Annotated in this window: 12 protein-coding genes; 4 read left to right on the forward strand and 8 right to left on the reverse strand. The window is 55.3% G+C overall.

What is annotated here, in order from left to right; all coding sequences use genetic code 11:
* Positions 1-199 precede the first annotated feature (199 nt).
* A complete protein-coding gene (gene hglS, locus FY046_RS18555) occupies positions 200-1,534 on the reverse strand; it encodes a 2-oxoadipate dioxygenase/decarboxylase HglS (RefSeq protein ID WP_159336777.1) in 1,335 nt (444 codons plus the stop codon).
* 485 nt (positions 1,535-2,019) lie between these two features.
* Between hglS and FY046_RS18560 the strand changes: the two genes are divergently transcribed.
* Both FY046_RS18560 and FY046_RS18565 read left to right on the forward strand, forming a co-directional pair.
* Positions 2,020-3,597, forward strand: a complete 1,578-nt coding sequence (locus tag FY046_RS18560; RefSeq protein ID WP_133842596.1) for a carbohydrate porin — start codon at positions 2,020-2,022, stop codon at positions 3,595-3,597.
* Between the two features lie 38 nt (positions 3,598-3,635).
* Entirely contained in the window at positions 3,636-4,820 is a 1,185-nt protein-coding gene (locus FY046_RS18565; protein WP_171149294.1) for an alpha/beta hydrolase-fold protein, read from the forward strand.
* Positions 4,821-4,898: 78 nt separating this feature from the next.
* Here FY046_RS18565 and FY046_RS18570 read toward each other — a convergent pair whose 3' ends face one another.
* The 3 genes from FY046_RS18570 to FY046_RS18580 are packed head-to-tail and all read right to left on the reverse strand — an operon-like array spanning position 4,899 to position 8,397.
* A complete protein-coding gene (locus FY046_RS18570) occupies positions 4,899-6,260 on the reverse strand; it encodes a c-type cytochrome (protein ID WP_159336775.1) in 1,362 nt (453 codons plus the stop codon).
* Positions 6,261-6,262: 2 nt separating this feature from the next.
* Positions 6,263-7,852 carry a GMC family oxidoreductase gene (locus FY046_RS18575; protein WP_446186359.1) on the reverse strand — a complete coding sequence of 530 codons (1,590 nt, stop codon included), beginning with the start codon at positions 7,850-7,852 and terminating at the stop codon, positions 6,263-6,265.
* Positions 7,853-7,878: 26 nt separating this feature from the next.
* Complete coding sequence (locus FY046_RS18580; RefSeq protein ID WP_159336773.1) at positions 7,879-8,397, reverse strand: sugar dehydrogenase complex small subunit; 519 nt, start codon at positions 8,395-8,397, stop codon at positions 7,879-7,881.
* Positions 8,398-8,569: 172 nt separating this feature from the next.
* On the opposite strand from FY046_RS18580, the gene FY046_RS18585 reads away from it, so the two are divergent.
* Positions 8,570-8,989, forward strand: coding sequence for a nucleotide triphosphate diphosphatase NUDT15 (locus FY046_RS18585; protein ID WP_159336772.1), 420 nt, complete (start codon positions 8,570-8,572; stop codon positions 8,987-8,989).
* 1 nt (position 8,990) lies between these two features.
* Here FY046_RS18585 and FY046_RS18590 read toward each other — a convergent pair whose 3' ends face one another.
* Positions 8,991-9,740: a 6-phosphogluconolactonase gene (locus tag FY046_RS18590; RefSeq protein ID WP_446186360.1), complete on the reverse strand. Its 750-nt coding sequence runs from the start codon at positions 9,738-9,740 to the stop codon at positions 8,991-8,993.
* A 185-nt stretch (positions 9,741-9,925) separates the two neighbouring features.
* On the opposite strand from FY046_RS18590, the gene FY046_RS18595 reads away from it, so the two are divergent.
* Positions 9,926-10,705: a HalD/BesD family halogenase gene (locus tag FY046_RS18595; protein WP_159336770.1), complete on the forward strand. Its 780-nt coding sequence runs from the start codon at positions 9,926-9,928 to the stop codon at positions 10,703-10,705.
* Between the two features lie 2 nt (positions 10,706-10,707).
* Here the strand turns inward: FY046_RS18595 and FY046_RS18600 are convergent, their stop codons facing one another.
* The 3 genes from FY046_RS18600 to treF all read right to left on the reverse strand — a co-directional run bounded on the left by FY046_RS18600 (position 10,708) and on the right by treF (position 14,391).
* Entirely contained in the window at positions 10,708-11,802 is a 1,095-nt protein-coding gene (locus FY046_RS18600; protein ID WP_133842601.1) for a DUF2817 domain-containing protein, read from the reverse strand.
* A gap of 3 nt (positions 11,803-11,805) precedes the next feature.
* Entirely contained in the window at positions 11,806-12,585 is a 780-nt protein-coding gene (locus tag FY046_RS18605; protein ID WP_133842602.1) for an ABC transporter substrate-binding protein, read from the reverse strand.
* 171 nt (positions 12,586-12,756) lie between these two features.
* Positions 12,757-14,391, reverse strand: a complete 1,635-nt coding sequence (gene treF / locus FY046_RS18610) for an alpha,alpha-trehalase TreF (protein WP_259152095.1) — start codon at positions 14,389-14,391, stop codon at positions 12,757-12,759.
* Positions 14,392-14,593 lie beyond the last annotated feature (202 nt).

The raw sequence follows: 14,593 nt of genomic DNA on the forward strand, positions 1-14,593 counted from the left end.
CGGCAGGACGCCGCGTGCCGAGGCCCGCATGGATGCGTCTTTTGCCGATCCGGCGTGCTCAAACTGGCCCCAGCCCGTGTGCTGTGCATTCAGCCAGAAAACATTTGTGGGGATCCTTGATGGAAAGCCCCTTTTTCCGGTCGCCCCCTGCCGAATATTTCCACCACAGGGTGGGCTGACCGAAACAGAGGGTAAGGCCCTACAGGAACAGGCGATCGAGGGAATCCTGCTGTACTTGCTGATACAGCGTAAACTCATCGAGCACCTGAGCCCCCAGCGCCTGCTCAAACGCCGCCTGGCTGGGGTTACCGCTGCTGATACTGCTCGTGTCGCTCCCCAGATTCGACTGAAAAATCCCGGCCGCACTGACCGGTAGAAAATCTTCGTAGATAATCGGTTCGGCAATGACCGCACCCCGGGCAATCTGGCTCTCCAGATCGTCACCCGGTAATGCGGCTATTTCCGGATGACGACGATAACGGTAAAAAGCCAGCTGCTGCTGACGCAACTGGTCAGCATCATCCGGGAAGGCGTTAAATACCGCGCTCAAATGACGCTGATGACTGTCGTTATCCCCGTGTTTTTCCGCTGAGGCTTCACGCAGCAGGCGATCATACAGCTCGCGACCCTTGCGCGTCAGCGCCACGCCGCGCTGCTCAATTTCCCCAAAACGGGCAGTATGCGTACCCGCCGTCTGGTCGGTAAAATCAATCGCTTCATTCAGCGCTTTAAAACTGGTTTGCCGCAGCAGGATCGGACAATGTCGTGCAGGCGGGCCTTCGATGGTCTCTTTCGGCGTGATGCCATATTCCGGCATCAGCTGCTGTACAAGGTCGATATCCAGCGTGCGCGGCGTCAGATGGTTGATATGCGGCCCACGGAAACACACCACATCGGCGATCAGACGATGCTGTGCCAGCAACGTGTTATAGGTACGGAGGTCGACCGAAGCCTGATGATGCCAGCGGAAAGTTTCCAGCGCTTCCTGCACAAATTCGTCCGCCTGCGCATCGTCCAGACCGCCCTGCTGCTGCCATCGCGTCAGCAATTCGCGTAGCCGCGACGTGAAGATATCGCGCCGGGCCAGAATCTCACTCACCTGCTGGCGCAACGCCGGATCCTCAATCAACTCCAGCCGTAGCAGTGAGGTAAACACGCGAAACGGATTGATTTGCAGTGCCTCTTCCGTCACCGGGCGAAACGCGGTGGAGTGCACCGGCACCCCGGCCGCCGTGAGATCGTAATACCCCACCGCCGACATCCCCATCACGGCAAACAGCTGTCGCAGCGTAGCCAACTCCTGCGCCGTTCCCACGCGAATGGCGCCGTGGCGTTCCACGCTCAGGCGATTCACTTCCTGGGGCCACTGATCTGCATTCAATGCGCCAGGATGCTGCGCCAATGCCTGCTGATTCACCTCGCGCACCAGCTGCAACAGCGTGCCATATTGAGGAACTTCCTTTTGATACATCGCCGACATCGCTTTGGAAAAGCGGTCACGAATACGGTCTGCGCTGATAACTCTGTGACTCATTGCGGCTCTCCTGAGTGTCCTGTTCACCATCCCACAGGAAGGATAGCGATGGCTCCGGTGGCTAAGTGTTAGTTTCATCACAGATTGTAGACAGAGAATGAAAATGTCATTGCAGCCGCAGCCATAATTGAGACAAAATCTTCTTATTACGAAATATTTCATACCGTATTTCGTTAACAAACACTCTGGATTGTTACTGTTTGCCCGCTAACGGGCTGGCAGGCAAAACCTGAAGCGTTTTTCTTCTTGCTGAAAAAGCGGAAAGAAAAGCCATTCAGGTTTTTTTTTGCCTTCAGAAAAGTTGGCAGCAAGAAAATATAAGAGGAATGGTATTCATAAAAGAAAAAAAATATAAAACAAATCGTTGATTTAAAGAGTGTTGTCTGCTTTCGCACCCACTCTCAATTTTATGCCCGTTAGCGGTACGACTGGCAGGGATTCCGCATGCCTTTTATTTATCATGCAACACCTGGGAAACTAAAAAAATGAAAAAACACTCATTAAAAATAATAGCCGTTCTTATTACTTCTGCACTGTTTCCAAACCATGTTCTTGCCGCTAAATTAACGCTGGAACAGCGTCTGGAATTACTGGAAAAAGAGTTACAGCGAACCCAAACGGAATTCAGCGAATATAAAGCACAGCATGAGCAGCCCGCTATGGCTAAACGTGCGGCGCCCGCCAGCACGCCGAATGCCGCCCCTGTCGCGGTCAGCGCCAGCTCTACGGTTGACGTCGCCAGCACCTCTGCGGGTGGCGAAAGTAGCCAGCCAGTCACTCTGAAAGACATCAGCCAGTATGTGAAAGATGATATCGGCTTCACCTACTCCGGCTACCTGCGCAGCGGCTGGGCAACCGGCAACAACGGCTCCCCACAGTCCTATGCTATCGGCTCCGTCGGGCGCTTTGGTAATGAGCACAGCGGCTGGTTTGACTTACTGCTGAAACAGCGCGTGTATAACCAGAATGGAAAAACCGCCGAAGCCATTGTCAAACTGGATGGTAACGTCAGCCAGCAGTATGGTTCCGGCTGGTTTGGCGACAACACCGGCAATGAAAACCTGCTGCAGTTCTCCGATATCTACCTGACCACCAAAGGTTTCCTGCCGTTTGCGCCCGAAGCTGACTTCTGGGTGGGTAAACATACCCTACCGGTCTATGAAATCCAGATGCTCGACTGGAAAAGCGTGCGCACCGACGTCGGCGGCGGCGTAGGTATTGAAAACCTGGCGGCCGGACCGGGCAAGGTTGATCTGTCACTGACCCGTGAAGATATCGACGTTTACTCGCGCGATCTCGCCAATAAGACGCAAATGAATACCAACTCTGTCGAGGTCCGCTACAAAGATCTGCCACTGTGGGATAGCGCAACGCTGACCATGATGGGTAAATATTCGATGGCGAATAAAACCGACGAGCAGAAAAACAATGAAGACAGCAACAGCTTCTATACGCTGAAAGACGCATGGCTGGCCACCGCCATCGTGCGCCAGCAGCTCTACAACAAAGGCTTTAACGACTTCAGCCTGCAGGCCGGTAACAACTCCTTCGCCAGCAGCTTCGCCAATTACAACGGTGCAAGCTCCAATGTCAGCTATAACGGCTACTATTATGGCGACCACACTAACGGCACCGCGTTCCGCGCCATCTCCCAGGGTGAAATGTACCTGAGCGATAAGATCATTATGGCGAATGCGCTGGTCTACTCACGCGGTAACGATGTCTACAGCTACGAAAGTGGTTCACACAGCGATTTCGAAAGCCTGCGTACCGTGGTGCGCCCGGCCTGGATCTGGGACAGCTACAATCAGACCGGTGTGGAACTGGGCTGGTTTACTCAGACCAACAAAACGCAGTCAGGTGAGAATCTGAAAGAATCTGGCTATAAAACGACGCTGTATCACGCGCTGAAAGTCGATACCAGCATCCTGAACTCACGCCCGGAGATCCGTTTCTACGGTACGTATTTGCATGTACTGGATAATGAGCTGTCAAATTACAGCTTCCAGGACAGCAAAAACGATCAGTTCACGCTGGGCGTTCAGGCGGAAGTCTGGTGGTAATCTGCCCCTGATTTTCTTAACCGATAAGGAAGTAACTGATGAAGAAGTCTGCCGTTGCACTGCTGCTCTCAGGCCTGGTACTGGGGGCATCGCTCCCGGCCTTTTCCGCGACGCTGCCCGCTGATTTCCCTGTATTCCCGCCGCAGGACCGGGCGGTGAATCAGTACGTGACCCAGGTGAATGCTGACCACAGCATCACCTTCCGGTTGTTCGCACCGCAGGCGCAAAAAGTCTCGGTGTTTACCGGGGCCACGCCGGATAGCTATGTCTCGCATCCGATGGTGAAGGACGCCAGCGGGGTCTGGAGTTTCCGCTCAGCGGTGCAGGCACCGAATCTGTATGAGTACTTCTTCAGTGTTGATGGTTTCCGTAGTATCGATACCGGTACGGCGTATGCCAAACCCCAGCGCCAGGTGAACACCAGCCTGATCCTGGTGCCGGGCAGCATTCTCGATGTGCGCAATGTGCCTCATGGTGAACTGCGTACGCTGACTTATCACTCACCCCAGTTGAAGCGCGAGCGTCAGGTCGCGGTCTGGACACCGCCGGGTTACGACGGAAAAGGCGCCCCGCTACCGGTGCTCTATTTTTATCATGGCTTTGGTGACAGTCTGCGCTCGGCCATCGATCAGGGCCGTGTGCCGGAAATGATGGATAACCTGCTGGCAGAGGGAAAAATCAAACCGATGCTGGTGGTGATCCCGGATACCGAAACCGATACCGCCACCACCACGCCGGAAGCGTACGTGCCGCAGGAGCGCCGTAAGCTGTTCTACCCGCTGAATGCGGCGGCGGCTGACCGTGAACTGATCCACGATATTATCCCGCTGATAAACCAGCGTTTTAATGTCCGTCATGATGCGAACGGACGCGCACTGGCGGGCCTGTCGCAGGGAGGATATCAGGCGCTGGTGTCGGGTCTCAGTCATCTGGACAGTTTCAGTGCGCTGGCGACTCTCAGCGGTGTGAGCACTACCACTGTTCCGAATGACAAGGTGGCGGCACAGCTGGAAAAACCGGATCAGATTAACCGTCAGTTGAAAAACTTTACCGTTGTGGTCGGCGAGAATGACACCATTACCGGTAAAGATATCGCCGGGCTGAAGCAAACGCTTGAAGAGAAAGGGGTGAAGTTCGATTATCACGCCTGGCCGAAGCTGGGGCACGAAATGGATGTCTGGCGACCGGCCTACGCGGAGTTTGTCCAGAAACTGTTCCGTTAAGCGCAAAAACCGCTGATACCGGGAGAGAAAATCTACGCTAAAAAATCGGGCGGGCCGTTTAAGGCCTGCCCGACAGACTCATCGCCTGCGCAAACGTAACAGGCCGAACACCACCAGCAGCAACACTATCACGCCGCCAGCCATCAGCCAGTTCACGTAACGGATGATAAACGGGGGGTCCCCACCGCCGCGCAGATTATGCACATCCTCTGCCGTTAACGGGCTCACAATCCCCGCGAACTGGTCGCGTACATAGCGGCTGACAGCGGCAATCTGCGCATCATTCATTTGGCTGGCAAAGCCTGGCATAGCCACATCGGCATCGCTGCCATGGCGATGAATGCCCTCCACAATGGTCATCACTAAATTACCCGGAGAAACGGCAGATACTGCGCTGTTTTGCCTGAGCGAAGGGTAGAAGTTATCACCTGTTCCCTTGCCTTCGCGGCCGTGACAGCTTGCACAAGCGCCACTGTACAACGCTGCACCATCGGTGGTTGAGCTGTTCGCCAGCGATGCCTGATCGCCCTGACCTTTAATCACCTGATTAATGTCCTCAGGCGCTGGCCTGGTACTGTCCACCGCCTGCGCGCTTTGGATCGCGGGAACCTGCTTAATCCAGGCGGCAATCGCCTGCAGATCGTCATCCGACATGTAGCGGAAACTGTGCTCAACGGCTTCCGCCATCGGCCCGGCCGCCTGCCCTTTCCCGGTCACATGGCCCGTTTTCAGGTAGGTGGCAATATCGCTCTGACTCCAGTCCGCCAACCCCGAAGGATCGGAGGTGATATTCGGCGCATACCAGCCGCCCAGCGGACTGCCAGCAAGATAGCGGCTCTGGTCTTCTGCCATGGCCATATTGCGCGGCGTATGACAGGTGCTGCAATGCGCCAGCACGTCCACCAGATAGCGCCCACGGTTGAGTTTATCCGACAGCTCCGCCTGCTTTTCACCCTGTTGAGTATTGAGGTAAAGAAGATTCCAGCCCCACATCAGCTGGCGAAGATTAAACGGGAAACTGAGCGCGGTTTGTTCCTCAGGCGCCCGATCGACAGGTTTAACACCCTGCATAAAATAGAGATACAGGGCGTGAATATCGTCGTCAGTCATCCCCTGAAAGGCAGTGTAAGGCATGGCGGGATACAGGTAACTTCCGTCGGCAGCCTGACCTTTTCGCAACGCGTCAGCAAACTGTTGCTCAGTGTAGCCGCCAATACCGAACTGTCTGGACGGCGTAATATTGCTGGCAATAATACGTCCCATCGGGGAATCAATGGCATAGCCACCGGCAAAAGGCGCACCATTTTTGGTGGCCTGACGGTGACAGGCAGCGCAGTCAGCGGCGATGGCAATCGTTTTACCGCGCTCAATCATCACCTCGTCAGAGGCCACTGCCTGCCAGGAACCCGCCAGCAGCAGAACGTACATCAAGATTTTCATGATCAGATCTCTCGCTCAATGATGTCAGCGGCGCGAAGACTTAATGCCACGCCGGTGAGCGTCGGATTAATCACGCCTGAAGCCGGAATGACCCCTGTCGTGGCGAGAAACAGGTTGCTGTGATCCCACGTCCGACACTCATGGTTGACCACGGAGTCACGAGAGCTGTCTCCCATAATCACCGTGCCCATCAGGTGATCGCGGTTTTGCCATCCCGTATTGTCCTCAACAACGTCGCCCCCCATCAGGCTAGCGAAACGGCGGTAATCGTTATCCACCACCGCCTTCGCCGCTTTGACATAATCATCCACTTCGTAGTGCACCGTCAGCATCGGGATCCCCAACGCATCTTTACGCGTCGTGCTGGCACGAACCGTGTTCGTCTCATGCGGTAAAATTTCAAACACCGTAGAAATATCTACCCAGCGTGCAGCCTGATGGCGGATCTGTTCATCCAGCATTTTGCCAATGACGCCTTTGGCAATCAGCCGCTGCGCGACGGCCATATTCGGCACGTTGTTTGATATGGCATGCTTGATAGCCGAGTGATTTTTGCGAAAGTCTCCATCGCGGTTGTTAAAAATACCGCCCTGCTGAACCGCGCCACGACCGGGCCATAGCGGTTCATCTGCCAGAAACTGCATCCCCATTCCGGTGTGATCCATCAGATTACGCCCTACCTGATCGGAACTGTTGGCCACATCCGAGATCAGCAAAAGTTTTGCCGTTTCCAGACCATGTGCCGCCACCACGAAATATTTTGCCGTTAAGCGGGTATCTAACCCTTTTGAACTGCGCACATGTACGGCGACAATTTTGTCATCAGCGCCTTTTTCCAGTTTCCAGGCGGTGGCATCCGCCATCAGCTTTGCTCCTGCCTCTTCTGCATGGCGGGCATGAGTATCACCGCTGTACATGGCCCCAATGGGACAAACAGGCATGCAGTTGTTGTTACCACTGCATGCGGGGCGGGCATCATAGGGCCGCGTGGCGCGGGCATTGGGCTCATGAATGAAGTGGTATCCGGCAGGAGAGAGACGGCTTTTCAGACGCTGAAAAAGATAGGTTTCCCCCTCTGGTTCCATAGGATAAGGCTGCGAACGCGGAGGGAAGGCCGCTCCCCCCTGGCCGCTCTGATCATCTGTATCGCTGCCGCATACCCCCAGCGCCTCCTCCGCTTTTTGGTACCAGGGTTCAAGTGCGTCATAGTCCATTGGCCAGTCACGCCCAACGCCATACAGGGTTTTTAATTTCATATCGTTCGGCAGATAGCGCCAACAGGCAGCAGCCCAGTGCCAGGTGGTTCCCCCCACCAGTTTCAGCATTCCAGGGCGGAAATCGAATGAACCCGTGTTCTCAATATATTGTTCATCGTAAGAGTGATGAGCCCAGGGTTCATTAGGGTAAGGCGAGTTATAATTGCCTTTTTTCGACGAGTTACGGAAATTTTCAACGATTTTCCACCGTGGAATACGTTCACCGGCCTCCAGGATAATGACCGATTTTCCCTTTAGGGCGAGATGCGTAGCGGCATTACTGCCCAGCGCACCGGAACCGATGACAATGACATCGGCATCATAATGTTGATTCATAGGGGATGCTCACATAAAGAAAAGAGTTAGTCGTTGGCGATCGTGGCCGGCGGCTGGGTCCAGTAATTAGTCTTACCGCGCGAATAAGTGGGTATAACGGTGGCATCCAGGGTGGGGGCATACATTAGCGCATCGGTATAGGTTACAAAGCGGGTGTTATCCACCGCACGCAGTGGCACGGGCGTACCGGTAAACCCGAGGTACCAGGCGGAGATGATTTTCTTGATCGTTGCCCCGGTACTCCCCTGCATCAGAGAATGGCCGTTGAGCTGGTCAGCGTGAGTGATGGCGGCCGCCTGACAACCAGACCAAAGCCGTTGCAGTTGCTGAGGAAAATCGCCGTCCTCCGCGTTCAGGCAGTAAAGCGCACGCTGTGCCACCAGCGGACTCAGGTGCGAACGTGCGGTAACAAGTAATGAGGTGTGATAAAACGCAGCACTGTCACTGCCTGCGGCGGGAACGGCCGCCCAGGACAGGGTGGGCCTGAGCACCGCAAACCCCAACAAGGCGGCACCGCTACCTAAAAGCTTCCTTCGTGTTAACATTTGTCACTCTCCATTTGGACAACTGTGATTATCATCACACCATTCGAATGGACTTGTATATGGCATGTAAAAGCGCCAGATAGTTAAGCTGGCGTAACGAATTTGGATTTTTTACCGCTGTGGATTAATACAGTTTCAGTCGGTGAAAATACGTCGTAGTCAGGAGATTAAAATGACACAGCCGCGTATCGGCGTCGGAGTATTACTCTTCCGTGATGGCAAAGTATTATTAGGTAAACGTCTGGGCAGCCACGGCGCAGGCGAATGGGCAACGCCTGGAGGTCATCTGGAGTTTGGGGAAACGCCACAGCAATGCGCGCAGCGAGAAGTGGCTGAAGAAACCGGACTTTCTCTGGGGGAATGTGTTCAGGGGCCCTTCACTAATAACATTTTCTGTTCAGAGCAGAAACATTACGTCACGCTTTTTATGCTCGCCTGGCATGCCAGCGGCACACCCGAACGCTGTGAACCGCACAAATGTGAAGGCTGGCAGTGGTTCGATAAGACGGCGCTACCGCAGCCGCTGTTCGCCCCACTGCAATCTTTGCTGGATCAAAGTGATCTTCTCGATCTCAGTCAGGAAACGCGCTGATTTAGTGGGTGATATGCGCCGCCAGCCAGTCTGCATCCAGCAGGCGTGCGGCGGCCGCGTCGAGATAGAGCGTGCAGTTGGCATGGCGCTGCAATACAGAAGCAGGCAACGCTTCCACGGGGGGCTCCATCAGCATCCGCCGGACTATCTCGGCTTTATTCTCACCGTTGATCAGCACCCTGATATGCCTCGCCTGCATAATAGTGTGAATGCCAAAGCTCAGGTAGCTGTCGGGAACATTTTCCTCCGATCCCACTTCCTGCACTAAAGCCGCCATCAGTACACCGTGGCAGCGATCGACCTCAATTTCACGCGTCAGCGTGTCGAACGGCGTGCCCGGCAGGTTCGCGGCAATATGTCCATCCTGCCCCACCCCCAGCAGCAGCAGATCCAGCCCGCCGTCAGCGGCAATCGCGGCATCCTGCTGCGCAACGTTGGCCAGGGTTAACGGATGGATGCGTTGTAGCGGGATGCCCGCCGGGGTCAGCAGATGTCGGTCAATATGCTGATAAATCACCCCTGGCTGCTGCTCACGACCGCGCAGCGGAACATCATCCTGCAGATAATAGTGCACCTGCTGTCCGGCGTTTTCTGCCTGTAACCGTGCGACCAGATGCTGATACAGCCGCAGCGGCGATGAACCGCCTGTCGGGGCGAAATTACAACGTCCTCCCTGATTCAGCTCAGTAAAAATATCTGCCGCGGCCTGCTGGCTCAGGGCTTCATGATCGTCGAATAACCGTATTTTCATTTTTTCATTCCCTTGTTACGGACCGGATGACAATAAGATGAATGCTTCTGATAACCACTGCAACAATAATAACTAAAGGGATAATTCTCTTGGGTTTTTATCGCTAAAAAGTCCGAGAAATCAGTAGTAGAGCGCGCAACGGCATCGTACAGTGAATAACCTGCTTTTCTGCCAACGAGACCCTGATGAATCCTCTTGCTTCCCTGCTTAACCTGAGTGCTCACCCGATTACCGATGCCGGTTACACAGCAACATGCCAGCAGCAGCTAGCTGCCAGCGGCGCGCTGGTACTGCGAGGTTTTTTAACCCCTGCCGCGCTGGCCGCAATCAAGCAGGAAGGGGACGATAACCAGCATCTGGCGTTTTATGCCAGCAGCCAGCATAACGTCTATTTGCAGAAACCGGACGATGCCTTTGCCGCCGATCACCCGCGTAACCGCCAGGTGGTTTCCTCGAAAGGCTGTATTACCGATGAAGAGATCCCGGCGGCCTCGGCCCTGCGTACGTTGTACGACTCGGACGCGTTCAAGGCGTTTCTATGCGGCGTGCTGCAAGAGCAACAGTTGTTCCCGTATGCCGACAACCTGTCGTCGATTAACCTGCACTATGCACATGCCGGGCAGGAGCTGGGCTGGCACTTTGACAACTCCTCCTTCGCTATCACACTGCTGATTCAGAAACCCGAAGCGGGCGGCGTATTTGAATACGTCAGCCATCTGCGTAATGCGGAAGCCGGAGAGATGAACTACAGCGGTGTGGGTGCCGTGCTGGACGGTGAGCATCCGGTAGAGAAACTGGCCATTGAGCCGGGGGATCTGGTGCTGTTCAGGGGGCGGAATGCCCTGCACCGCGTGACGCCAACGGAAGGAGATACGACACGTATGCTGGTGGTGCTGGCGTACAATGCCCAGCCGGATGTGTCGTTGTCAGAAAGCGCCCGCATGACCTTCTACGGGCGCCTGTGATCTCACTGCTGTAATGCTTCCCAGCCGCGCTGGAAAATCTGTCGGGTGCGCAGTGCAACCAGCGCCCGCCAGTCCGGATCGGCCGGGTAAAACCCTTCAAACAGCTGCTGTTTCACCTGTAATGCCTGCTCGCTGTCCAGGTCACCGTACAGATGCAGCCAGTGGTCGTCGCGCACGCGACGGTGCATATCACGACCGTCGTAAGTTCCGCACTCCACCACCAGTTGAAGCAGTTCAGTCTCCGGCAGCTGATCCAGCATAAACTGTGACAAATAACCGGTGGCTGTGGCGGTCACACCGGTGTCACTCTCCCCACTGTCCCCGGTGATGATCACCGTCAGCCACTCGCCAAACAGACGTTTCGCTTCATCGAGCGCCGGGTAAGGGCGCTGCGCAATCGCCAGCAGCATGGGATGGCCGTAAGCCCCGGCCCCGGTATGCAGATCGAAGCTGATAATACGCCGTGCCATTTGCAGATGATTGGCGATAATCTGCCGCAGGATCTGCTGAGACCAGCTGGCCTCGCTGCCGCCGTAAAAGATGCCGTCAGCAAACTGATACTGCCCGGCTTCCACAATACGTTTTACGCCACCCCAGCCGATCTCCGCGCACTTCAGTGCCATCTGCACATCGGCTGCCGCACGCTCTGATCCGTCCAGGTCACGGCAGGTATAAATACTGTGCAGCGCCGGGTACGCCGGATTGGGCGGTACCGCTCCCGAGAAGTCGATAAAGTTACGGTTCAGGTCGGCGTTGTCTTCATTCACCCGCCGCAGCCAGGCGGTACCCCACGGATTGATCAGATGCACCAGCACCAGCGCGACATCCTGCGGCAGGGTGCTGCCATCCAGCGCTTCCAGCCAGGCGATCTGGCTGTCGGAGCCGTAATACCCTTCCACGCCGTGGGTGCCAGAAACCACCAGCATCACCTGCGGGGCATCCGCGCGGCCAATCACCGCCACATCGGTCGACAGCGGCTCGCCCTGCGGGCCGCTCAGCGGGTGTGGGTAGCAGGTAACAGCGCCTCCCAGCGCCCCCACTGCTGCCAGAAAGCGTGCGCGCTGCTGGCGAAAGTCAGGCAGTGTCGTTAACGTCATCGCTTACTCCGGGCGGTGATAAACATCAAAGCTGAAATACTGCTTCGCCAGACGATCGTAGGTGCCATTTTTGTGCAGTTCAGCCATCGCTTCATTAATTTTGGCAATGCGCGCACCGTCATCTTTACGCAAGCCGATCCCGACACCTTCACCGAAGTATTTTGGGTCATACAGCGGTTTCCCGGCGATATGATACTCCGCACCCTGCGGCGTTTTCAGGAAGCCGGACTCAGCCGCTGCTGCACTGGTGAAAGTGGCATCAAGACGCCCTGACGCCAGGTCCGGATAAATTTCCGACTGGTTTGGATAGCTCACCACCTGAACACCCTGGCTGCCCCAGACGCTTTTCGCAAAGCCTTCCTGCGTGGTGCCCTGCGCCACGCCAACGGTCTTGCCTTTCAGCGATGCCAGTTCCGGCATCAGCTTGCTGTCTTTACGTGTCAGCAACGCGCTCGGGGTGTTATAGAGCATGTCGGTGAACGCCACCTGCTCACGACGTTTTTCAGTCATCGCCATGGCTGACAGGATGGCATCAAACTTGCGCGCCTGTAATGCCGGAATAATGCCGTCATAACCGGTCTGTACCCAGACACATTTCACTTTCATCTGCTGGCAGATGGCGTTACCCATATCAATATCAAATCCCTGCAACGATCCGTCAGCAGCCTTGGATTCAAAGGGGGGGAACGTCGGGTCAACGCCAAAACGCAGCTCTTCTGCGGCCAGGGCAGAAGCACTAAACCCCGCCAGCAAAGCCAGCGCGGTCAGGGTCAGTTTTTTCATTTCAGGATCTCCGGGATCATCATGCGGGTTATCCCCAAGTAATAGCATGATTTTTCATGGAGAAATAAGGCTTTTGTCTTATGGCAGGCGGGGGTTAATAAGCCAGTTTTATAATACGAGGTGTTGTCGGGTAAACGTCGATGAGGGTGGCCGGGCGGCCACCCTCTGATCTCAGCTGCGTGGGTACAACTCAAGCAGACGGCGCGTCACACCGTTAGTCCAGCCGAAGCCGTCCTGCAACGGGTATTCGCCACCGCCACCGAGCAGCGCGGCATCACCGCTGATGTTGTATTTCTCCACCAGCTTGTGATGCTGCTGCCAGGTGGTATCGACGGTCGTCAGCCAACGGGTGGCAATCTCCTTCGCCAGCTCTTCTTCGCCATAACTGCTGAAGCCTTTTACCGCCAGCCACTGCATGGGTGCCCAGCCGTTCGGGCTGTCCCACTGCTCACCGGTCACTTCCATGCTGCACAGCATACCGCCCGGTGCCAGAAGATAGTCACGCACCGCTTTCGCCGTACGCGTGGCCTGCTCATAGCTGGACATTCCCACATACACCGGGGTGACCGCCGCGGCGGAGAACGCGGCTTTCTCCCCTTCACGCCAGTTGTAATCCCGGTACAGACCGGTTTCCTCTTCCCACAGATACTTATCTACGACCTCACGGCGACGCAGCGCCAGCTGCTGGTAGCGGTCTGCGGTCTCCTGCTCGCCTTTGCTGGCCGACAATCGGGCGATGGTGGTTTCCAGCTTGTAGAGGAACGCATTCAGGTCGATCGGCACAATACTGGTGGTCTGGATGCTTTCCAGACGGCCTGGCTCAGCCAGCCAGCGCGAGGTAAAGTCCCAACCGGATGCCGCGCCGGCACGCAGGTCACGGTACACTTCGCTGGACGGACGCGATGACTGGCGTGCCGTTTCCACGTCTTCCAGCCAGGACTCGTCACGCGGCGTATCACGGTCATCCCAGTAACGGTTCAGCACCGAACCATCGGGCAGCATCACCACGTGGCGATACGCCTGATTCGGGGAGAGATCGTCCTGGCCATCCATCCAGAACGCATACTCGCTTTTCAACTGCGGCAGGTAATGCTGTGCTTCATGGATATCATTCTTTTCGAACAACTCCACCATCATGGCAAACACCGGCGGCTGCGAACGGCTGAGGTAATAAGTACGGTTACCGTTAGGAATATGGCCGTATTTATCAATCATCCACGCAAAGTTGTCGGCCATGTTATGCATCAGATCGCCACGCCCGGCGGCGGCAAAGCCCAGCATGCTGAAATAGGAATCCCAGTAGTAGGTTTCACCAAATCGCCCGCCCGGCACCACATAGGGTTTCGGCAGCGGCAGCAGCGATGAAAACTCGCAATGCTTTTCCGGCTGGCGGGTTAATACCGGCCACAGCGCATCAATATGTTGTTCGATGCTGTTTTCCGGGTCGGAAACATAGCGGCTGTCATGGACACGTGGCAGCTCGAAATTTTCCAGCACGAATTCCAGCAGGTTAAAATCATCCCGCTCACGCGCCATATAATAACGAAAGAGAATACGTTCCGGTTCAAACCTTGGCGCACAGTCAGCAAAGGTTTTACTGTCGGAAAAAATACGCGACATCTGCACCACTTCGAACAGCTCCTGATAGCGGTCTGAAGGGGTGAGAATATCGGACGCGGGTAGCCCACGGATCGGCTCCGGCTGAGGCTCGACCGCGGAATCAGGCCCAGCCTCATAATCATCGTACCAGGCTTCATATTCAGTAGGGTTATTGTCAATCATCGCTTCATTTTGGTTGAAAGTGATAAGAACCTCCTGATGCCTAAATATTATGGCAAAGTCGCTGGTGGATTAAGAGACTTATTATAGTACCGTAGTCTCAGCACGCAACCCGATGTTTCCATTACTCTTAATGAAGAAATATTTCAAAAAATAAACAGAAAGAAAAATAAGCCAAATTCATTGACAATAAAAATGAAAATTGCCGTTTTCCCCTTCATTTCTGACT

Source organism: Erwinia sp. 1181_3 (assembly GCF_052824965.1).